Below are 20746 nucleotides of genomic sequence, written 5' to 3'. Positions count from 1 at the left end.
GAGGGGTCATGTTCACCATCGGAGACTTCGCCGCCTACGGTCAGGTGTCGGTCCGGATGCTGCGTCACTACGACGCGCTCGGGCTGCTGCGCCCGGCCCGGGTCGACCCGTACACCGGCTACCGCTACTACGACGCCGCCCAGTTGGCCCGGCTCAACCGGATCATCGCGCTCAAGGACCTCGGCTTCAGCCTCCAGCAGGTGGGCCAGGTGCTCGACGAGACGGTCGGCGTCGAGGAGCTGCGCGGCATGCTGCGCCTGCGGCGGGCCGAGCTGGCCGAGACGGTCGCGAGCGCGACCGCGCGCCTGGCCCAGGTCGAGACGAGGCTCCGAACCATCGAGAGCGAGGGCACCATGCCTACCCGTGAAGTCGTCGTCAAGCCCCTCCCCGCCGTCCGCGTCGCCGTGCTCACCGACACTGCGGAGAGCTTCGACCCCCGCCACATCGGCCCCGTCATCCAGCCCCTCTACCAGCGCCTCTTCGAGCAGCTCCGGGCCGCCGGGGTCGCGCCGAGCGGGCCGGAGCTGGCCTGGTACGAGCGGTCAGGGACGGAGCTGGGCGACCCCGTCGTGGTCCACGCGGGCGTCACCGTCTCCGCCGAGCCCGGCTCGGTGCCGGGCGTGGAGATCGTCGACCTGCCGCCGGTCGCGGAGGCCGCGACCATCGTCCACCGCGGGTCCATGGACCGGGTGCTGACGACCATTCAGTCCCTGGCTCGCTGGATCGAGTCCTCCGGCCTCCGGGCCGACGTCCTCGGCCGCGAGCTCTACCTGGACTCCTGCGGCCCGCAGGAGCAGTGGGTCACCGAGATCCAGTGGCCGCTGGTGGCGGCGGACGCGTAGGGCCCGGACGGGCACGGGCCTGGCTTCCTGCACAGAGCTGGATAGTCAGTGGTGGATTGTCAGTCCCAGGTGCTCGAATGGAACGTGGACAGCGACCGGTGGTACCCGCCGACGAGTTCGCGGTGCCACCACGCCCCGGTGGCCCGCCGCTCGGCACGGGTGGTGAAGCGGTAGCGGTAGAGCGTGGCTCGGACGTGCGCGGGGGGCATGTCCGGGAACGGGTTGCCGTCGCGGCGCAGCAGCCGCAGGGTCTCCCGGTCGCCGTCCAGCAGTTTGCGCAGCAGCGGAGTGAGCCAGGGGCGGGCGTAGCCCGGGTTGAGCGCGGCGAACCACATCAGCCAGTCCAGGCGCAGGTGGTACGGCGCGAACTGCCGGGGTCTGCGCCGGGGATCCCCTGGCTTGCCCTTGAACTCGTAGGCCAGCCAGGTGTGCCCGTCGGCGCTGCCCTCCAGCACCACCTCGTGGCGCAGCCTGGTGACGCTGCCGAAGGCACCGTAGGTGTTGACCAGGTGGAGCGAGTCGAAGGAGCGGTTCATCACCTGACGTGAGGAGAGGAGGTTCCTGGCCGGGCGGTAGCTGAGCACCAGCACCAGCGCGCCGTAGGCGAGGACGAGGACGGCGAACCAGGTCGGCGTGGCCGGGTAGGCCCGGTCGCCCCCGGTGCTGACCGCGCTCAGCGCGAGGGTGATCGTCACCCAGTTCAGCCAGGCGAAGTTGCCGGAGAGCACCAGCCACAGCTGCGTCGTGACGATCAGCCCCGCCGCGACCGTCGCGCCCGGCTGCGGCAGGAACAGCGCGACGGGCGCGCCCAGTTGCACCACGTGGTTGGCGCCCGCCTCCACCCGGTGCAGCGGCTTCGGAAGCCGGTGGAACCACCAGCTGAACGGGCCCGGCATCGGCTGGGTCTCGTGGTGGTAGTAGAGGCAGGTCAGCTCGCGCCAGCAGCGGTCCCCGCGCAGCTTGATCAGTCCCGCGCCCACCTCGACCCGGAACAGGATCCAGCGGATCAGCAGCAGCGTGGTGATCGGCGGCGCGACGGTCCCGTTGCCGAGGAAGACGGCCAGCGCGCCCGACTCCAGCAGCAGAGACTCCCACCCGAACGAGTACCAGGTCTGCCCGACGTTGACGATGGACAGGTACAGCAACCAGAGCACGGCCCAGCAGAGCATCCCCGCCCAGAGCGGCACGGCGTCCGCCGCACCGGCCGCGACGGCGACCGCAAGCGCGGCCCCGCCCCAGGACACGGCCGCGAAGCGCCGGTCCGAGTAGCCGAACTGGAACAGGCTCGGCGCCTCCCGCCACGTCCTGCGCGCCAGGAAGCGCGGCACGGGCAGCAGCCCGTGCTCGCCGATCAGCGCCTTGCCCTGCCGTGCGGCGACCAGGAACCCGACCAGGTACACCCCGGCCAGCGCGCGCTGGAACAGCAGCCGACCCAGCCAGTACCCGGGGGCGTTCAGCCAGTCCAGCGCGTGCAGACCGTGCATGACACCACTCTGCCGCAGTCCGCCGGTGCGGGCGCTCGCGGCGTTGTCGGCAGAAGTGTGGTCGGCAAAGGTGCGGTCGGCAAAGGTGTGGCCACGGACGGTCCGACGCCGCTACGCTCGCGCCATGCATCTCTCCGGGCCGCACTGACAGGACCTCGCCGCCGCGAGCCGACCGCGCTGACGCTTTGACGCGCAGTCCTCGGCCGCGTGCCGCTGCGCGACGCGTGCCGCATCGCCATGCCGTGCGCCATTGAGCGCCGTGCCGCATGGCAACGCCGCGTCGCTCCGACGTCCTGTCCCGTAGTGCCTCACCGGAGACCTTCCATGTCACGCCCTGTCCAGGGCGGCGCGTCGTACCGTGCCGTCCTTGCGCTGCCGCATGCCCGCGGCCTGGCGCTCGCCGGAGCACTCGCCCGGCTTCCCTACGGACTCATCTCCCTTCCGCTGCTCCTCGCACTGCGTGAGGCCGTCGGCTCCTTCGGGGCCGCCGGAACCTCCGTCGGCGTCTACGGGCTGCTCAGCGCCGTGCTCGGCCCCTGGCGGGCCCGGCTGGCCGAGCGCAGGCCCGCCACTCTGCGGCTGCTGGCCGTGGCGTTCGCCGTCGTCCTCGCGCTGATCGCCGCGCTCGCCCTGCTGGCGGCGGGCGGCGCTCGCGGGCCGGTGACGGAGGCCGCCGCGCCCGTGCTCGCCGTCGTCGCCGGGATCCTGCCGCCCCCGGTCGGCCCGCTGCTGCGGGCCCGTTGGGGCGCCCTCGCCGACGGCGAGGCTCAGCGGCAGGCCGCACTGAGCCTGGACGCCGTCGCCGAGTCGACGGTCTTCTCCGTCGGCCCGCTGCTCGGTGGCGCGTTGATCGCGGTGACCTCGCCGGGTGTGGCGCTGGCCGTCGTCGCCGCGATCGTCGTGCTCGGCTTCAGCTCCCTGGCCCCGGTCCTGGCCCGCACGGCCGCGCCCGCGCCGACGCCGCCCGCGTTGCCGACACCGTCGGACGCCGCGCGCACGGAGGCGAGGAGCAGCGGAGCGAAGCGCCGCTCGCCGCTCCGGTCCGGCGGGTTCCTGGTGCTGCTCGGCGCGGTCGCGGCGGTCGGCGCGGCCGGGTCGATGGCCGAGTTGGCGGCCGTGGCCGGCTGGGGCGCGTCCGTGGCCGGGCCGCTGCTGGCGGGCTTCTCCGTCGGTGGCGTGCTGGGCGGCCTGGTCTACGGCCGCCTTACCTGGCGTCGTTCGCCGCGCACCCGAATGGCCGTGCTGGGAGCGGTCGGTGGCGTGGTGTACCTGCTCCCGCTGCTCTGGTTCGCCCCGGCCTCGGCCGCGCCGACGCTGCTGGCCGCCGGCGCGGTCACCGACGCGACGCTGATCACCGCCTATCTACTGGTCGACACGGCCGAGAGCAGCGCCTGGATCAACACCGCCTTCAACCTTGGTGTCGCCCTCGGCACGAGCGCGGCAGGCATGGTGATCGGCCAGGACGGCCCGCGTGCCGTCTTCGCCGTGGCGGCGCTGGTCCCGCTGCTCGCGTGCGCGGCTTGCGCCGTGTCGACCCTCATCGGGGCCCGGCGGTCGGCGGCTCGTCCCACACAGGAGCGGGGGATGACTGACCGTCAGCTCGACGCAATGTCAGCCGACCTCAGCTGACCTGCCGCATAGCTGACCTGTCACGCAGCAGCTCCAGCAGGCGGGCGTGCAAGGCGGGCGGTGCGACCAGGATGCCGTTCGCGCCCGCCCGCCACGGCGCGCCGAGCGCGTCGGTGACCAGCGCGCCCGCCTCGCGGGCGAGCAGTGCGCCGCCGAGCAGGTTGGCGTCGTCGCGGCCCAACTGCCAGAAGGCGTCCAGTCGTCCGGCGGCCGTGTCCGCCACCTGCCAGGCAGTCGGCCCGAGGTTGCGCACCGCGAGGACCTCGGACAGCACGGCGGCCAGCGCCGCACCGATCGCCGTGGCCAACCCCGGCTGTGACGCGCAGAGGAGGGGCGGATGGCTGGAAGCGACGACGCACGCCGCCAACTCCGCCTTGGCGGAAGGACGGATCGCCGTTCCGTTGCGCGTCGCCCCCGCGCCGCGCGCGGCCATGTAGGTCTCGCCCAGCACGGGCGCGTGCAGCGCGGTGGCCACCGGCTCCCGGTCCCTGACCAGGGTCAGCGAGACGCAGAACTGCGGCAGGTCCTGGAGCAATTGCACCGCGCCGTCGACCGCGTCGACCACCCAGATCGCGCCGCGTTCGGGCAGTTCGGTGTCCATCTCGTCCGCCCAGGGGGTGCCGGGCAGCAGGTCGTCGAGGCGTCGGCGCAGCAGCTCGACAGCCGGTTCCTCCACGGCCTCGAAGGCCCGGCGGAGTGCGTCCGGGTCGGCGGCGATGGGCGGACGCGGTGTGCGCAGCAGCAGCGCACCGACCTCCTGCGCGGCGTCGGCCAGGCCGGGGAGCAGGGCGGACTGCGGGGTGGTGGTCGCGGTCACGGGTGGCTCCGATCGTTGGGGAGAGGGGAGAGGTCGTCGCTGGTCCCCATCCTGGGGAGCGGGGGCGGGTCGGAGCCGCTGCCGGGAGCACTGATGAGCGAAACTGGCGCTCATGGCAGTAGATGTTGCTGATCCCGACACCACGGCCCTTGACCTGCGCGATCAGCGACTCGTCGCCGCGTTGCAGTGCGACGGTCGGCTCGCCGCCGAGCGTGCGGCGGAGGTGCTGGGGCTCGGCGTCCGCACGGTCCAGCGCCGCTGGCGCGCGCTGACGGCGGACGGCACGGTGCGGGTGGTCGTGCTGCCGCCGCGTCCGGCCGCCGTCGGGGCCACGCTGCTGCGGATCCGCGTGCTGCGCGGCAAGCTCGACACCATCACCGCCGCGCTGGCGGCCCGGGAGGACATCCCCTTCGTCGACCTCTCCGCCTCCGGCGACGAGATCAGCGCCATCAGCCTGACCCGCCCCGGCGCCCGGGACAGCCTCCTCTTTCGCCAACTCCCGCTGACGCAGGCGGTGACGTCGGTCACGGCCGCCACGGTGCTGCACGTCTTCAGCGAGGCGGCCGACTGGCGTCTCGACGTCCTGAGCGAGGCGGAACGCATGACCCTGACGCCGCCGGCCGCCGAGCCCCCGGCCGCCGAGACGCTCGATGCCACCGACACGGCGCTGATCGGCTGCCTGGACGAGGACGCCCGCCTGCCCGCCGCTGCCGTTGCCGCGCGGACCGGGCTGCCGGAGTCCACCGTCCGCCGCCGACTGGCTCGACTCGCCGCGTCCGGAGGGCTGCGCACCCACGTCGTGGTGGACGCGCGGCGGCTCGGGCTGGAGATCGACGCCAACGTGATGATGCGGGTCGCTCCCGGCCGTCTGGACACGGTCGGCCGCGCCCTGGCCGCGCATCCGGCCGTCCACGGCGCGCTGGCGACCACGGGGGAGGCGAACCTCACGGTGGCGGTCTGGTTCCGTGACCTGGCGGAGCTCTACGCCTTCGTCACCCGCGATCTCGGCGCGCTCGGCGTCGACTCCGCCGAGACCGTGATCGTCGGCGAGGTGGTCAAGCGCCCCGGTGTGAACCGGCTCACCGCGCGCCCGGCGTATTCCGCGCGTTCTGTGGCGCGCGCCACGTCGCCGACCCCGTCGCGAGGGCAGTGACGCGCCTCACCGGACGGTGCCGTCCGGCGGGTCCGCGAGACCGGTCCGGGGAGGCCGCTCGCGGCTCAACAGAGCCGATCCGGCCGGGTTCGGGGGCGTCTCCGAATACCCAAGTGGATTGTCCGAGTTGTTGTGGTCTGAACCACTTGGGGCCGAACTTCCTTGCCCGGGCCGTGGACGTCGTGTGAACGTGGAGGACGTTCAGGAACGAGTGCGGTCGATGTCGTCGAAGCCACGACCGCCTAAGGCGCGAATCCCCTTGCGGAGTGCGCCCGGGCGAGAAGTCCCGCAACGTCCCTGAACTGCTCGACAGCAAAGCCTGAGGCGCGGTGTGTGCGCCAGGTGTGTCGAGACAACCGCCAGACCCAGTTCCCAGTGCGGTACCGCCCTGCCCTGCCCGGCAGGTGTTGAGTGCTGCCCGTGTTTCCAGGAGTGACATGCGTCTCGCCACCCGTACGCCCGCCCGTCTGACCGCCGACCTGATCATGGCCTCGGCAGTTGCCGGGATGGTCGTCGTGACGAACTTCGTCCCGGCCCTCGCCGCCGACCACTCGAGCCCGGCCCCGTCCGCCTCCGCCTCCGCGAAGGCCGACGCGAAGGCCGGCGCCAAGACCGATGCCAAGCCGGACGCGAAGACCGGCGCGAAGACCGGCGCCAAGGCCGACGCCAAGCCGGACACGAAGACCGACGCGAAGGCCGCCCCGAAGAAGGACGCCAAGCCCGCCCCCGCGAAGCCGGCCGCGCCCGCCAAGAAGACCTACCCGAACAACCTCAACGGCTGGATCGCCGAGGCGCAGGACGTCCTCCGCTCCCACGGCGACCAGGTCCCCCCGGCGTCCGCCATCTACGCCCGGGCCATGACCGAGTCCTCCGGCAACCCGGACGCGCAGAACCACTGGGACGGGAACCAGGCCCTCTACGGCGGCACCTACGGCCTGCTCCAGACCATCAAGCCGACCTTCGCCGAGTGGTCCCTGCCCGGCCACAAGGACATCCTCAACCCGGTCGACTCGATCATCGCCGGCGTCCGCTACGCCAACGACCGCTACGGCTCCTTCACCACCATCGCCTACACCAAGGCCGGCTACTGACAGTCGGGTCACAGGCCGCTCAGAGCCCGGCCAGGTTCTCCACCAGGTCGTCGAGCCCGAACGAGCCCTGCCGCAGCGCCTTCATGTGCCACGCCTTGAGGTCGAACTCCGCGCCCAGTCGGCGCCGGGCCGCGTCCCGTCCGGCCAGCCAGGCGCGTTCGCCCAGCTTGTAGCCGATGGCCTGGCCCGGACGGCCCAGGTAGCGGACGATCTCGCTGTCCCGGGCGGCGGGCGGCAGGCCGACGTAGTCGGACATGAACGCGGTGGCCAGCTCCGGCGTCCACCGCTCGCCCGGGTGGAACGGCGAGTCGGCGGGGATGGCGAGGCGCAGGTGCATGCCGATGTCGACGATCACGCGAACGATGCGCATCATCTGCTTGCCCAGGTAGCCGAGTCGGCGTCCCGGGTCGGTCAGGAAGCCGAGCTCGTCCATCAGCCGCTCCGCGTAGAGGGCCCAACCCTCCACGTTGGCACTGATCTTGCCCAGGGTGACCTGGTAGCGCGACAGCTGGTCCGCCGCCATGACCCAGGAGGCGAGCTGCAGGTGGTGTCCCGGAACGCCCTCGTGGTACCAGGTGCTGACGAGCCGCCAGGTGCGGAACCGGCCCTCGGCGTCACCGTTGGCAAGCGGCAGGTGGGTCCGTCCCGGGCGGCTGAAGTCGAGGCTCGGGCCGCTGTAGTAGGGCGCGGCGGCGGTGCCCGCCGGGGCGATACGGGTCTCCACCTGCCGTAGCGGTCCGGACAGGTCGAAGTGCGTGCCGTCGAGCGCCTCGATGGCCTCCTCGGTGATCCCCTGGAGCCAGGCCCGCATCGCCTCGGCGCCCTGCACCATGTGCCCGTGCTCGTTCAGGTGGGCCCGCGCCTGCTCCACGTCCGCACCGGGCAGCACCCGCTCCGCCTCCGCGCGCAGCTCCGCCCAGACGCGGTGGAACTCCTCCCAGCCCCACGCGTACGTCTGCTCCGGGTCCAGCGTCGCGCCGAGGAACGCACGGGCGCAGAGCAGGTAGCGCTCGCGCCCGACCCCGTCCGGCGTCCCGGCCGCGGCGGGCGCGTAGCTCTCGCGCAGCCAGTCGCTCAGCCCGGAGACGGCCTCGCCCGCCTTCGCCGCCGCCGCGTCCGCCTCGTCCCGGAACCGCTCCGGCGCGGGCGCGACCAACTGCGCGAGCCAGCCGCCGATTCCGTTGCCGTTGGCGTTCCCTCGGCCGCTGCCGCCCTGCCCGCTGCTCGCGCCGGTCCAGGCGTCCAGCTGCGTGGCCAGCACCTCCGCCTGCCGTGGTGCGGCGAACAGCCTGCGGGCGACGCCCTCGGCCAGGGTGGTCCGGTAACCCGCCACCGCCTCGGGCATCTTGCGCAGCCGCGCGAGCAGCGGGACCCAGTCCTCCTCGGTGGCGGTCGGCATCATGCCGAAGAGACTCTGCAACGCGTGCATCGGCGTGTGCAGGTTCGCCACCGAGCGGTAGTGCTCGCCCGCCTCGTGCCGCTCCAGCGTCGACCCGAGCCGCTCCCGCAGCAGCCGGGCGCAGGCCTGCTCCGCCGGGTCCCCGCTCTCCGGGAAGGCGTTCAGCCGTGCCAGGGTCTCGCGGGCCAGCCGGGCCTCCGCCGCGGACCCCTCGGGGGAGAAGTCCGGCAGCCGCTCGTCCTTGGGATCCAGCCCCAACCACGTGGTGACGGAGGGGTCCTGCGCGGCCATCCGCTCCACGTAGTCGTCGGCGATTTGGCGGGGCGTGGCCGCCTCCGACATCCGCGTCACCTCGTTCACCTGGGGCACCCCGTTCAGCTCGGTCAGCTCGTTCAGCTTGTGCGGCTCGGTCGTCTCGTCGGGCATGCCAGCATCCTCGCCCGGCCGTGGCCGTCCCGTCAGCCGATCAGGACCTTCCCCCGCCTGCGACTTCGTCGCCGCACGGCGTCATCGGTCCGGGCGATCGGGCCCATCGGTGGTTACCCGTAGCAGCTCGTGGACCGACCCGCTCGCCGGGCCGTAGCTTCGAGGTATCAAATCCACCGACCGCACCTGGATGCGATATGACGACGCTGCAGAGCACCCATTACTCCGAACCTCTTGTCCGTCCGAAGAAATTCATTGTCTCGAGCGTCTCCTCCGACGCCCACATGTGGAACCTCGTCTTCTTGCAACTCGTGCTGGAGGAGCAGGGGCACGAGGTGGTCAACCTCGGCGCCTGCGTGCCGGACGACGTGATCGCCGAGGAGTGCCGACGCGTCAAACCTGACGCGCTGGTGGTCAGCACGGTGAACGGCCACGGCCACATCGACGGGCTCCGGCTGATACAGAAGTTGCGCGCGGAATCCGACCTCGCGGACCTGCGCGTGGTCATCGGCGGAAAGCTGGGAATTCGCGGCCACGACAACGTCGCATTCCAGGAGCAGCTCGTCTCCGCGGGATATGACGGGGTGTTCGAGTCCGAGGCCGGGCTCGACGAGTTCGAGCGGTTCGTGCGCATTCTCGAACCGCGCCGGACGCTTGCCGAGGTGGCGGCATGACCAGGGGACGCTTCTCCCGCATGGTGCACGGCGCCGCTGCCGAGGGCCGGCTGGTCGTCCAGCCGCGGATGGGCTTCGGCGAGGTCGCCCGGATGAAGGAGGGCCTGGCCGCGGTTCGCGGAGCGCGGGCGACTTCGGTCGGGACGATCACTGTGGACAGCTACACCCGCGTCAACGACCACGACTCGGCCCGCCGTGCGCTGGCCTCCGGCAACGGGGCGGACCTGAACGGGTTCCCCGTCGTGGCCCACGGGGTGGACACCACCCGGGCCATGCTGGCGGACCTCACCGGTCCCGACTTCCCGGTGCAGGCGCGACACGGCTCGGCCGAGCCCTACGAGCTGTTCGAGGCGCTGGCCGAGGCCGGGATGGACGCCACCGAGGGCGGTCCGGTCTCGTACTGCCTGCCCTACAGCCGGGTGCCGCTGTCACAGGCGGTGTCGGCGTGGGCGAGCTGCTGCCAGTTGCTGGCCGGGCTCGACGAGCCGGTGCACCTGGAGAGCTTCGGCGGCTGCATGCTCGGCCAACTCTGCCCGCCCAGCCTGCTGGTGGCGCTGAGCGTGCTGGAGGGACTCTTCTTCCGCGAGCACGGCCTGACCGACATCTCCCTGAGCTACGCCCAGCAGACCAACCAGGAACAGGACTTGGAGGCCCTGGCAGCTCTCCGCACGCTGGCCACCCAGTGGTTGGGCGACACCGACTGGCACGTCGTGCTCTACACCTACATGGGGGTGTTCCCGCGCACGCCGATCGGCGCGCTGCGGATCCTCGAGGAGAGCGCGCGGCTGGCGGTGCTGAGCGGCACCGAGCGGCTGATCGTGAAGACCTCGGCGGAGGCGTACCGGATCCCGACGATCCCGGAGAACGTCGACGCCCTGGAGTTCGCCGGCGCCGTGGCGGACTCGGTCACCGCGGAGCAGGTCGAGGCCGCAGCCGGAGGGTTCCGGGACACCGGGATCCTGGAGGAGGCGGAGATGCTGATCCGCACCACGCTCGGCTTCGGTGACACCGTCGGCGCCGCCCTGGTCGGGGCCTTCGCCCGGGGCCACCTGGACGTGCCGTACTGCCTGCACCGCGACAACGCCAACCGGGCCCGCGCCGAGCTGGACCCGTACGGACGACTGCGCTGGTCGCAGTCCGGACTGATGCCGGTGCCCGTGCCGGTGGCCGTGCCCGCGTCGGACGGCGACGCCGGGCGTCCGCGGGTGACCGCCCGCGGTCTGGTCTCCATGTTGGGCTACAACGAACGCCGCTTTGACCTCGAACAGTTGGTCGGCAGCGGGACGAGGAGGATCGGATGAGCACGCAGACGATCGCGGCACCGGCCGCCACCTTCGACCGGGTGCGGGCGAACGGCGCCCTGAGAGTCGTCGTCAGCCAGGGCATCGCCGGCCTGTCCCAGCAGGGACCCGACGGCTCCTGGAGCGGCCTGGACGTCGACATCGCCCGAGCCGTGGCCGCGGCGGTGACCGGACGGGCGGACGCGGTGGAGTGGCTGCCGACCGATCCCGCCGACCGGCTCGACCGGCTGGTCTCCGGCGAGGCGGACCTGGTCACCTGCAACTTGACCTGGACGCTGGGCCGCGAGGCGACCGCGCCGGTGCTGTTCACCGGCGTCACCTGCTACGACGGCGAGGGCTTCCTGGTCCGCGCGGCCGACGGGATCACCGGTGCCGAGCAGCTCGCGGGCCGGCGGCTCGCGGTGCAGGCGGGCACGACCAGCGCCGCCAACCTGGCCGCCTGGTTCGGCAGCCGAGGACTCGCGGTCGAACCGGTCGCCTGTCCGACGCCTGCGGCGACCCTGGCCGCGTTCGTCTCGGGCGAGTGCAGCGCCTACGTGCTGGACCGGGTCGCGCTGGCGGGCATCCGTGCCTCGCTGCCGGACCCGGAGGCACATCTGATCCTGGCGGACACCATCTCCCGTGAGCCCATGGCGATGGCGGTCCGCGACGACGACCCGGCCTGGTTCCGGGCCTGCCGGTGGGTGCTCCAGTTCCTGACGGCGGCCGAGCACGCGGCGGCCGAGGCCCCCGAGGGCGGCCGGGAGCAGGCACTCGCGGCAGTCGCCCAGGCCGCCGACAGCCGCGGCGCCGCGCTGGGCCTGATGTCCGGATGGGCGTTCGCCGTGCTGGACGCGGTCGGCACCTACGGCGACATCTACGCCCGCAACCTCGGGCCGGCGTCGGGTCTCGACGTGCCCCGAGGACTGAACGCCCTGTGGACCGACGGCGGGCTGCACTACCCGATCCCGTTCGGCTGAGACCCGGTCCAGCTCCACCCTCTGACGTTCCATCACCAATCACCTCCGCCACCCAATCACCTCCGCAACCCAATCACCCCCAGGCACCGCACAAGGGAAGGTATGTCATGTTCAAATCACTAGGGTCCGCCTCCAGTGAGACGAGGGGATCGCTCGAGCTCACGCTCGCGATGGTCATCTCCGGCAGCATCGGCGTCTTCGTCGTCCAGTCCGGCGCCTCCGCGTTCAACGTCGTCTTCTTCCGCTGCGTCTTCGGGGCCATCGCGCTGGGGCTCTACTGCCTGGTCCGGGGCTTCTTCAAGGACACGGGCTTCACCCCGAAGAAGCTGGGGCTGGCCGCGCTCGGCGGCGTGTTCATCGTCTTCAACTGGGCGTTCCTGTTCTCGGCCTACGGGAACACCTCCATCTCGGTGGCGACCGTCGTCTACCACACCCAGCCGTTCTACGTGATGCTGCTCGGCGCCGTGCTGTTCCGGGACAGGCTCACCAAGACCAAGCTCGGCTGGCTGGTCGTCGCCTTCATCGGCCTGGTGCTGGTGGCCGGGGTCTCGGTCTCCGACTTCACCGGGAGCGGGCACGGCAGCTACCTCTTCGGCCTCGGTGAGGCCCTGCTGGCCGCCCTCTTCTACGCCTTCGCCACCGTCATCGCCAAGCAGCTCAAGGGCATCCGTCCGCACCTCATCGCGCTGGTCCAGGTCGTCGTCGGCATCCCGCTGCTGCTGCCCTTCACCCACCTCAGCGAGGCCGCCCACTTCAGCGCCGGCGCTTGGGGCTGGCTGGCGGGCCTGGGTCTGCTCCACACCTGCGTGATGTACATCCTGATGTACTCGTCCTACCAGAAGCTGCCCACGGCCAAGATCGCCGTGCTGGCCTTCATCTACCCCGCCGTGGCCATGTTCTTCGACTGGTCGGTCTACGGACACCACGTCAGCATCCTTCAGGCGCTGGGCATCCCGCTGATCGTCGTGGCCAGCCTCGGCAACAACCTCGGCTGGAGCCTCGGCCGCAAGGCAGCCGCGTCGGCCGACTCCGCCGCCACGCCCGCCACGGCCGCGAAGCCCGCCACCGCGACCCCGGCCGCCACCCCGTCCGCCGCGCTCCAGGGAGAGACCCGATGACCCTCGTGACCGACACCGACGCCCCCCGCATAGCCCTGGTCGGCGCCACCGGCGCCGTGGGCAACACCCTGATCCAGCTGATCGAGGAGCGCGGCTTCCGCTACCGCGACATCAACCTGGTCGCCTCGGCCCGCTCCGCCGGGCGGGAGCTCACCGTGGACGGACGCAGCCACCGCGTCCACGCCCTGGAGGACTTCGACTTCTCCGAGACCGACATCGCCTTCTTCTCCGCCGGCGGCTCCGTCAGCGAGCAGTGGGTGCCGAAGGCGGTGGCCCAGGGAGCCCTGGTCATCGACAACACCAGCGCCTTCCGGATGGACCCGGACACGCCCCTGGTCGTCCCCCAGGTCAACAGCCACGAGCTCGACCAGCGTCCGGCCAGCGGCATCATCGCCAACCCCAACTGCTCCACCATTCCGCTGGTCCGCCTGCTCCGGCCGATCGAGGACCGCTGGGGCATCCGCCAGGCGGTGGTGAGCACCTATCAGGCCGCCTCCGGCCGTGGCCACTCGGGCGTCACCGAGCTCCAGAAGGCGTCCGCGATCACGCTGGAGGACCCCGCGGCCGAGAACCCGACGGAGGAATTCAGCCCCACGCTGGCCTTCAACGTCATCCCCAGCATCGACCGCATGCTGGAGGACGGCTTCACCTTCGAGGAGCTGAAGATGCTCCAGGAGTCCCGCAAGATCCTCGGGATTCCGCACCTCGACGTGACCACCACCTGCGTGCGCGTCCCCGTCGTCAACTGCCACTCCGAGGCCGCCTGGATCGAGTGCCACAACCCGGTGGACCGCCAGGAGCTGGTCGACCTGCTGGCGGAGCAGTCCGAGGTCACCGTCCACGACCGCGAGGTCGTCGGCGCCTTCCCCACCCCCCGCACCGCCGTGGACCAGCCCGACCACGTGCACGTGGGCCGGGTCCGCGTCTCCCCGCACAACCCGAGGGGATTCTGGCTCTGGCTGGTCGCCGACAACCTGCGCATCGGCGCCGCGCTCAACGCGATCCAGATCGCGGAGGCCCTGCTGCTCAAGGGGACCCTGCAGGCCGAGGGCACACCACAAGCTGAGGAGGCCAGGTGACCACCGCGTCCGTCCTCAAGTTCGGCGGCTCCAGCTTCCGCACCCCGGAGGCGTACGGACAGCTCGCGCAGGCCCTCGGCCTGCGGCTGGACCAGGAGCAGCGCCCCATGGTCGTCGTGGTGAGCGCGATGCCGGGGGAGACCGAGCAGTTCCGCGAGCGGCTGCGGGAGGTCGACCCGCACCCGGCCGACGACCGCGTGGCCGGCCTGCTGACGCTGGCGGACACGGTCGGCGCCCACCTGCTGGCCGCCGCGCTGCACCGGCTGGGCCGAAAGGTCACGGTCATGGCGGGGCACCAGATCGGCGTCACCACCGACCGGACCGCCATGTGGGCCCGGATCGACGACATCGACCCCGAGCCGATGGCCAGGGCACTCGGCGAGTACGAGGTGGTGATCGTCCCCGGCGGCCAGGCCGCGGACGACCTGGGGCGGCCGACCTGGCTCGGGAAGAACAGCTCCGACCTGTCCGCGGTGGCGCTGGCCGCCGCCGTGGGCGCGGACCGCTGCGAGATCCACTCCGACGTGGACGGCATCTACAGCAGCGACCCGAACCGGGTCGAGGGCACCCGGCTGATGCGCTCGGTCTCCTACGACGCCGCCGCCATGATGTCGCTCTACGGCGCCAAGGTGCTGCACCGCCGCTCGATCCAACTCGCCAGGCGGCACGGCATCTCCATCGTCTGTCGGCTGAACCGGGCGCCGTTCACCACCGGCACCGTCATCGGTGCGGTGGGCGCGGGGGAGTCGGCCGTGGTGCTCAACGACCGGTCGCTGGTGCTGGAGTACGCGTCAGACGCCGAGGCCGACCACGTGCACAGCGTCTTCCACGCGGAGGGGGTCGACTCGGTGCGGCTCGCCACCGGGGCCCAGGTCGCCGTCATCGGCGGCTACCTGGACCTGGCGGAGTTCCAGCGCCGCAACCGGCTTCCGGACGGGCAGGTCAGGGGGATCCCGGTCACCGAGGTCCACGGCGCCCACCCGATCACTCACGTCGCCCCGGACGTCGACGCCGCGGAGCGGCTCGCCCAGAGCCTGCACGACGCCCTGCCCGCCCCGGCGCAGGCGGCGCCGACCCTGGTCGCCGTCTGACCGAGCGCCGCCGCGTCCGGGCCGCGCCTCCTCCGGACACCCCGAAGACAGAAGACGTCCGACCGCAGAGACGCCCGACAGCAGAGACATCCGACAAAGCGATATCTGACAAGGAGTCAGGAGTATGACCATGCTCGACACCGCCCCCGCCCGGACCGACGCCCCCGCCACCCTCGCCCGGATCACGCTGGACAACGCGGTGCGCGACGCCATCGGCGCCCTGCTGGTGGCCGAGTCCGATCCGAGCCTCGACCCGGACTGGTCGACTGCCCGCTACCGCCAGATCTTCTCGCAGCTCCCCACCGAGCAGCTGCAGCAGATCCTGGACTTCGGGCGGCACTCCGACACGGCCGGCGTCGGCTACGTCCGCAACCTGCCGGTCGACCCCGAGCTGCCGCCGACCCCGGTCGACGGCGGGCCGAGCCGCCTGAAGAAGACCTTCGTCTCCGAGGGCGTGCTGCTGGGCCTGACCGGAATGCTCGGGGAGCCGGTCGGCTTCACCACCGAGAAGGACGGCCAGCTGGTCCACGACGTGATACCGGTGTCCGGCGGTGAGACGACCCAGACCAACATGGGGTCGTCGACCTTCCTCAACTTCCACAACGACATCGTCTACGACGAGATCGGCCGCTACGACGTCAGCAACCCGGACTTCCTGGTGCTCCACTGCGTCCGGGCGGACCACGACGGCATCGCGGCCACCCACTACGCGGACGCCCGCGACATCATCCGCGCGGTGGACGAGCGGACCGCCGAGATCCTGCGCAGCCCGCAGTTCCGGCTCAACGCGCCCGGCAGTTACGTGCGCAACTTCGCGGCCGGCGAGGACGTGCTGTCCGACCCGGTCCCGCTGATCAGCGGCCCGGAGGAGTTCCCGGAGATCGCCTCCTCGGCCAACGGCGTGGTGCCGATGACCACGTCGGCCCAGGCGGCGCTGGATCGGATGCGCGAGGCGTGCCGCGAGGTCGCGCACGAGGTCTTCCTGCGCCCCGGTGACGCGCTGCTGATCAACAACCGCAAGGGCGTTCACGCCCGCTCGCAGTTCCAGGCCCGCTACGACGGGCAGGACCGCTGGCTGCAGCGCTCCTACGTGCGCCGCAGCCAGTGGACGATCCGCTACCGCGCCGTCGCGGGCCGCCGCGTGCACAACTGACGAAGCACCACACACACCCCGAGGGGGGAGCGTCACCGGATGGTGACGCTCCCCCCTTCGAGGTCGTGCGCGAGTTGTGGTGCGAGTTGTGGTGCGCGTGCTGTGTCCGGCGGGCCGGTTCAGGCCGGCTCAGGCCGTTTCGGCCTGGGCGGACTGCTCCTCCTGGATCAGGGTGAGCGTCTGGTCGATGAAGAGTTGGAGCTCGCGCGGCAGCCGTCGGCCATGGCGCCAGGCCAGTTGGGTGAAGAGCTCGAACGGCGGCTCCCACGCCACCTGTCGCAGCGTGCCCTGGGAGAGCTCGTCCTCGACGGTGATCCGCGGCAGCAGACTGATGCCGAGACCGGCCGTCACACCCCGCTTGATCGCCTCGATCGTGCCGAACTCCAGGAACTGCTGGGGTTCTCCCGAACCCTTGGTGAGCTCGGTCTCAAAGGCTTCCCGGTACGCGCAGCCCACCTCGGTGGCCAGCACCTGGGCCTGGTTCAGGTCCGCCACGGTCACCTCCTGGGCGGAGGCGAGCGGGTGCGTGGGCGCGGCGACCAGGGCCATCGGCTCGGCCGCCAGCACCACCGTGTTGAGACCCTCGTACTCGGTCCGGGTGTCCATCAGGAAGCCCACGTCGAACACTCCCTGACGGAGCGCTTGGTACGTCTCGGCGCACAGACTGGGCCGCAGCCGCAGCTGGACGCGGGGGTAGCGGTGGTGGAACAGCTCCAGCAGCGGGGGCAGACGGTAGGAGGTGATGCTCTCCATCGTGCCGATGGCCAGCGTTCCCGACGGTTCCGTACTGCCCTTGGCCTCGGCCTGCGCCTCGTCGATCAGCGCGATGATCTGCCCGGCGTAGGGCAGCAGCCGCTGGCCGGCGCCGGTCAGTTGGATCTTGCTGCCCAGGCGCTCGAAGAGCTCCGTCTGGAGTTCTGTCTCCAGGCTTCTGATCTGGGCAGTGACGCTCGACTGTGCGTAGTTCAGCTCCGCTGCCGCGCGGGTGAAACTCAGCACCGTAGCCACTTTGTGGAATGTCACCAGATGACGAAGCTCCATGATCACCTCTCGAGCACCTGTCGTGCGGTCGTCCGCAGGCTAAGCCGGTGCTGACGCGCAAGTCATGCGGCACGGTTGCACTGCTCACCGGTCAGGCCCCGCACGCGGGAGGCGGTGCGCGGGAGTCGGTGAACAACTGTGGAGCTCGCGCCAGTTGAACGTTGGCTACCCGGTTCCCGCGCTGGTTAGCCCCCGCCGCTCGGTCTCGACGCGGGCGGCGGCCCGCGAGCCGATGCGGTGTGCAACTGCGTCCCGGGTCGCAGTTGCACACCGTATCGGCATGCCACCTGCTTCTGTCGCCTACTTCTGCCGTTTCGGCCGTCGCGTCTCTAGTAAATATACCAACTAGGCGGTATGTTATTGGGAGTCCTCTGATGGAAGCGCCGTTCCCGTGACCCGAGGAGCCCGTCCATGAGCGTCGAAGCTCTGCTCACGCGCCCTGTCGCGACGGGGCCCGCTGCAGCCGACACACCCCCGTCCGACTGGCAGTCCCCTGTGCTCTCACCCGTCGAACTGCTGCCCATAGCCTCGCTGCTGCCGCGACTGGTCCCGCTCCGCTGTGACGGCGAGAGTGCCGAACACGCCCGCGTGCTGGCCGACTGCGGCGGCGTGCTGCCGCCGATCACGGTCCACCGCGCGACGCTGCGGGTCATCGACGGGACGCACCGCGTCCGGGCCGCGCTGCTGCGCGGTGAGACCGTCATCCCGGCGCGCTTCTTCGAGGGCTCCGAGTCCGACGCCTTCGTGCTGGGCGTCGAGTCGAACATCACGCACGGACGCGCGCTCTCGGCGGACGACCGCTCGGCGGCCGTGCAGCGCATCCTGGCGTCGCACCCGAACTGGTCGGACCGGGCCATCTCGGCGGTGGCCGGCCTGTCGCCCAAGACGGTCGGCTCCATCCGGCGCAGCGTCGGGGCCTCGCTGCCCCTGCCGACAGTCCGGGTCGGTCGCGACGGCCGGTCCCGCCCGGTGGACGCGGCGGCGGGGCGGCTCAAGGCGAGCGAGCTGATCGCGGAGAACCCGGAGGCCTCGCTGCGGGAGATCGCCAAGGCGGCCGGCATCTCCCCGGGCACGGTCCGCGACGTGCGCGATCGCCTCCGGCGCGGGGAGGACCCGGTCCCGCTCCGGCAGCGCTTCACCCCGCCCCACCCGGAGCAACCGGTGTCCCCGGCGGTCCCGGCGCCCCCAATGCCCTCGGCACCCCCGGCGTCACCGGCATCACCGGCTCCCAGGCAGCCCGTGGACCGACCGACGGTCCCGCCGGTGCGGACGGAGCCGCCGACGCGGCCCGAGTCCGTGCCCAGCCCGCGCCCGGTCGCCGGACCGCCCCAGCAGAGGGAGTTGGGACCAGCGGACCGCGCCCGGCTGATGGACGCGCTCGGCAAGGACCCCTCGCTGCGCTACACCGAGAGCGGGCGCTACCTCCTCCGGCTGTTCTCGACGCACCTGATCCCGGCGCGCCGACAGCAGGAACTCGCCGAGAGCGTCCCGGCACACTGCGCGTCCGCGGTCTCGGTGATGGCCCGCGAGTGCGCCGCCGCCTGGGCGTCACTCGCCGAGGTGCTCGACCAGGCGGCCGCGCCCGCGCGGCGGTGAGTCCGGGCAGCATCGTGGCACATGCCCTTGCACGCAGGCCCGTTGTGCAAGGTGCGCCATCTCGCTCGCACAGTTGAAACGTGTGGTGGATCCGCCGTTGATCGTCGATGCTCGGGTGCATGTTCGATGAGCAGGACGCCACTGACGCCACAGACGCACGGTACGACCGGTCCACCCGCAGCTTCGCGTGGTCGAACATGTTCGTGACCCCTGATCAGGATCCGCGCGCCGACGGTGGGTTCGACGGTGAGCGGGCCATCCTCGCCGGGTACCTGCGGGACCAGCGGCTGACCTTGGAGCTGAAGTGCGCCGGCCTCGACGCCGAAGCCCTGGCGCGTCGCTCGGTGGAGCCCTCCTCCCTGTCGCTGCTGGGGCTGGTCCGGCACATGGCCGGGGTGGAGCAGAAGTGGTTCAGGTCCGTGATGGCGGGCCAGGAGATCACCCGCCACTACCGCACCGCCGAGGACCCCGACGGCGACTTCAACGGTGCCCTGCCCGATCCGCACGTCGTCGAGCACGCGTGGGCCACCTGGCGGGCGGAGGTCGCCTTCGCGGAACGGTTCACCGCCGAGGCGGACGACCTCGGCGTCACCGGCAGCACCGGCCAGGCGTTGCGCGAGGTCCTCGTCCACCTGATCGAGGAGTACGCACGCCACAACGGCCACGCCGACCTGCTGCGCGAACGGATCGACGGCCGGGTGGGCCAGTGAAGCCGGAGGAGTGCCCAAGGCGCCTGTCCGGTACGGGTGTTGCAGTACGACCGGCCACTGTGGAGGAGTAGTTCGGGCCTCGACGCCGAGATCGGTCATGATTCGAGAAGCGCGGGGCACAGGGTCGCTCTAGCCTGCCCTCATGGACATCACCATTCACACGAGCTCCCTTCCCCACGAGGACCCGGACGCCTCGGTGGCGTTCTACCGCGACGTGCTCGGCTTCGAGGTGCGCAGCGACGTCGGGCAGGGCAGGATGCGCTGGATCACGGTCGGTCCGGTCGGTCAGCCCGACACCTCCATCCTCCTCGCGCCGCCGGCCACCGACCCGGGGATCACCGACGCCGAGCGCCGCACCATCCACGAGATGATGGCCAAGGGCACCTACGGCTGGATCCTGCTGGCCACCCCGGACCTCGACGCCACGTTCGAGAAGGTGCAGGCCGGTGACACCGAGATCGTCCAGGAGCCGACCCAGCAGCCGTACGGCATCCGCGACTGCGCCCTGCGCGACCCCGCGGGCAACCTGATCCGCATCCAGGAACTCCGCTGAGCCTGCGCGCATCCACAGGGTTGGTCGGGGCAGGGCTGAATCGTGGCGGAGCTGAATCGGGTCGGAGCGAAAGGGGAGTGCAGCGATGTGTCCGGACGAGTGGAGACGTGCACGTGTCGAGGCGCAGCGCCTGGCTGATCTCGCGCTGCTACGGCGCGTCCGTGACCGGATCGACAGGGAGTACGCGCAGCCGCTGAACGTGGAGGCGCTCGCGCAGGGGGTGCACATGTCCGCCGGCCACCTCAGCCGGCAGTTCCGGGCGGCGTACGGCGAGTCGCCCTACGCGTATTTGATGACGCGTCGGATCGAGCGCGCGACGGCGCTGCTGCGGCGCGGCGACCTCAGCGTCACCGAGGTCTGCTTCGAGGTCGGCTGCGCGTCGCTCGGCACCTTCACCACCCGCTTCACCGAGCTGGTCGGCATGTCGCCCGGCGTCTTCCGCCGCCGCGCGGCGGAGGCCTCGGAGGCAGCGGCGTCGGCGGCTGAACTCGACAAAACTCCAGTTCAGAGCGGTGAGATGGGCGCTGCGATCAACGTCGAGGGGATGCCCGCCTGCGTCGCGAAGCAGGTGACGAGACCGGTCAGGAATCGAGAAGCCCCGGCAGCCCGGCCGCCCGTAGCGTGAATGTC

The 20746-nt window shown here is 71.7% G+C and carries 19 protein-coding genes; 15 read left to right on the top strand and 4 right to left on the bottom strand.

The window, feature by feature from the left end:
• The first annotated feature begins 8 nt into the window (after positions 1 to 8).
• Entirely contained in the window at positions 9 to 842 is an 834-nt protein-coding gene (locus I2501_RS08585) for a MerR family transcriptional regulator (protein WP_196193264.1), read from the top strand.
• Positions 843 to 901: 59 nt separating this feature from the next.
• On the opposite strand, the gene I2501_RS08580 is transcribed toward I2501_RS08585, so the two are convergent.
• On the bottom strand, positions 902 to 2326 hold the full coding sequence (locus tag I2501_RS08580) for a lipase maturation factor family protein (RefSeq protein WP_408022714.1): 1425 nt from the start codon (positions 2324 to 2326) through the stop codon (positions 902 to 904).
• Positions 2327 to 2650: 324 nt separating this feature from the next.
• Between I2501_RS08580 and I2501_RS08575 the strand changes: the two genes are divergently transcribed.
• Entirely contained in the window at positions 2651 to 3955 is a 1305-nt protein-coding gene (locus I2501_RS08575; RefSeq protein ID WP_196193263.1) for an MFS transporter, read from the top strand.
• Here I2501_RS08575 and I2501_RS08570 read toward each other — a convergent pair.
• Positions 3948 to 4772, bottom strand: coding sequence for an inositol monophosphatase family protein (locus I2501_RS08570; RefSeq protein ID WP_328806274.1), 825 nt, complete (start codon positions 4770 to 4772; stop codon positions 3948 to 3950). The two genes, I2501_RS08575 and I2501_RS08570, sit on opposite strands and share 8 nt — an antisense overlap.
• 112 nt (positions 4773 to 4884) lie before the next feature.
• On the opposite strand from I2501_RS08570, the gene I2501_RS08565 reads away from it, so the two are divergent.
• Together I2501_RS08565 and I2501_RS08560 are read left to right on the top strand one after the other, a co-directional pair.
• Positions 4885 to 5925: an Lrp/AsnC family transcriptional regulator gene (locus I2501_RS08565; RefSeq protein ID WP_196193261.1), complete on the top strand. Its 1041-nt coding sequence runs from the start codon at positions 4885 to 4887 to the stop codon at positions 5923 to 5925.
• Between the two features lie 437 nt (positions 5926 to 6362).
• Positions 6363 to 7016 carry a transglycosylase SLT domain-containing protein gene (locus I2501_RS08560; protein WP_196193260.1) on the top strand — a complete coding sequence of 218 codons (654 nt, stop codon included), beginning with the start codon at positions 6363 to 6365 and terminating at the stop codon, positions 7014 to 7016.
• 19 nt (positions 7017 to 7035) lie between these two features.
• On the opposite strand, the gene I2501_RS08555 is transcribed toward I2501_RS08560, so the two are convergent.
• Complete coding sequence (locus I2501_RS08555) at positions 7036 to 8757, bottom strand: DUF885 domain-containing protein (RefSeq protein WP_196193627.1); 1722 nt, start codon at positions 8755 to 8757, stop codon at positions 7036 to 7038.
• 281 nt (positions 8758 to 9038) lie between these two features.
• Between I2501_RS08555 and I2501_RS08550 the strand changes: the two genes are divergently transcribed.
• From I2501_RS08550 to I2501_RS08520, 7 genes are all read left to right on the top strand, one after another.
• Positions 9039 to 9515 (top strand): cobalamin B12-binding domain-containing protein, encoded by a 477-nt coding sequence (locus tag I2501_RS08550; protein ID WP_196193259.1) that lies wholly within the window; start codon positions 9039 to 9041, stop codon positions 9513 to 9515.
• Positions 9512 to 10816, top strand: a complete 1305-nt coding sequence (locus I2501_RS08545; protein ID WP_196193258.1) for a methylaspartate mutase — start codon at positions 9512 to 9514, stop codon at positions 10814 to 10816. The genes I2501_RS08550 and I2501_RS08545 overlap by 4 nt, the downstream gene beginning before the upstream one ends.
• Entirely contained in the window at positions 10813 to 11775 is a 963-nt protein-coding gene (locus tag I2501_RS08540; protein ID WP_196193257.1) for an amino acid ABC transporter substrate-binding protein, read from the top strand. Before I2501_RS08545 ends, I2501_RS08540 begins: the two co-directional genes overlap by 4 nt.
• Positions 11776 to 11882: 107 nt before the next feature.
• Positions 11883 to 12893: a DMT family transporter gene (locus tag I2501_RS08535; protein ID WP_236046028.1), complete on the top strand. Its 1011-nt coding sequence runs from the start codon at positions 11883 to 11885 to the stop codon at positions 12891 to 12893.
• Entirely contained in the window at positions 12890 to 13972 is a 1083-nt protein-coding gene (locus I2501_RS08530) for an aspartate-semialdehyde dehydrogenase (RefSeq protein ID WP_196193256.1), read from the top strand. The genes I2501_RS08535 and I2501_RS08530 overlap by 4 nt, the downstream gene beginning before the upstream one ends.
• A complete protein-coding gene (locus I2501_RS08525; protein ID WP_196193255.1) occupies positions 13969 to 15063 on the top strand; it encodes an amino acid kinase family protein in 1095 nt (364 codons plus the stop codon). Before I2501_RS08530 ends, I2501_RS08525 begins: the two co-directional genes overlap by 4 nt.
• 124 nt (positions 15064 to 15187) lie before the next feature.
• Positions 15188 to 16216 (top strand): TauD/TfdA family dioxygenase, encoded by a 1029-nt coding sequence (locus tag I2501_RS08520; RefSeq protein WP_196193254.1) that lies wholly within the window; start codon positions 15188 to 15190, stop codon positions 16214 to 16216.
• 129 nt (positions 16217 to 16345) lie between these two features.
• Here I2501_RS08520 and I2501_RS08515 read toward each other — a convergent pair whose 3' ends face one another.
• Entirely contained in the window at positions 16346 to 17257 is a 912-nt protein-coding gene (locus I2501_RS08515; RefSeq protein ID WP_196193253.1) for a LysR family transcriptional regulator, read from the bottom strand.
• 411 nt (positions 17258 to 17668) lie between these two features.
• On the opposite strand from I2501_RS08515, the gene I2501_RS39125 reads away from it, so the two are divergent.
• From I2501_RS39125 to I2501_RS08495, 4 genes are all read left to right on the top strand, one after another.
• Complete coding sequence (locus I2501_RS39125) at positions 17669 to 18853, top strand: ParB/RepB/Spo0J family partition protein (RefSeq protein ID WP_196193252.1); 1185 nt, start codon at positions 17669 to 17671, stop codon at positions 18851 to 18853.
• Positions 18854 to 19050: 197 nt separating this feature from the next.
• A complete protein-coding gene (locus tag I2501_RS08505; RefSeq protein WP_196193625.1) occupies positions 19051 to 19563 on the top strand; it encodes a DinB family protein in 513 nt (170 codons plus the stop codon).
• A 142-nt stretch (positions 19564 to 19705) separates the two neighbouring features.
• Positions 19706 to 20116, top strand: coding sequence for a VOC family protein (locus I2501_RS08500; protein ID WP_196193251.1), 411 nt, complete (start codon positions 19706 to 19708; stop codon positions 20114 to 20116).
• 85 nt (positions 20117 to 20201) lie between these two features.
• A complete protein-coding gene (locus I2501_RS08495; protein WP_196193250.1) occupies positions 20202 to 20741 on the top strand; it encodes a helix-turn-helix transcriptional regulator in 540 nt (179 codons plus the stop codon).
• Positions 20742 to 20746 lie beyond the last annotated feature (5 nt).

This window comes from Streptacidiphilus fuscans, from assembly GCF_015690355.1.
GTDB classification, from domain to species: domain Bacteria; phylum Actinomycetota; class Actinomycetes; order Streptomycetales; family Streptomycetaceae; genus Streptacidiphilus; species Streptacidiphilus fuscans.
Note: the sequence above shows the minus strand (reverse complement) of the source record. Positions and strands in the feature narration are given on the sequence as shown.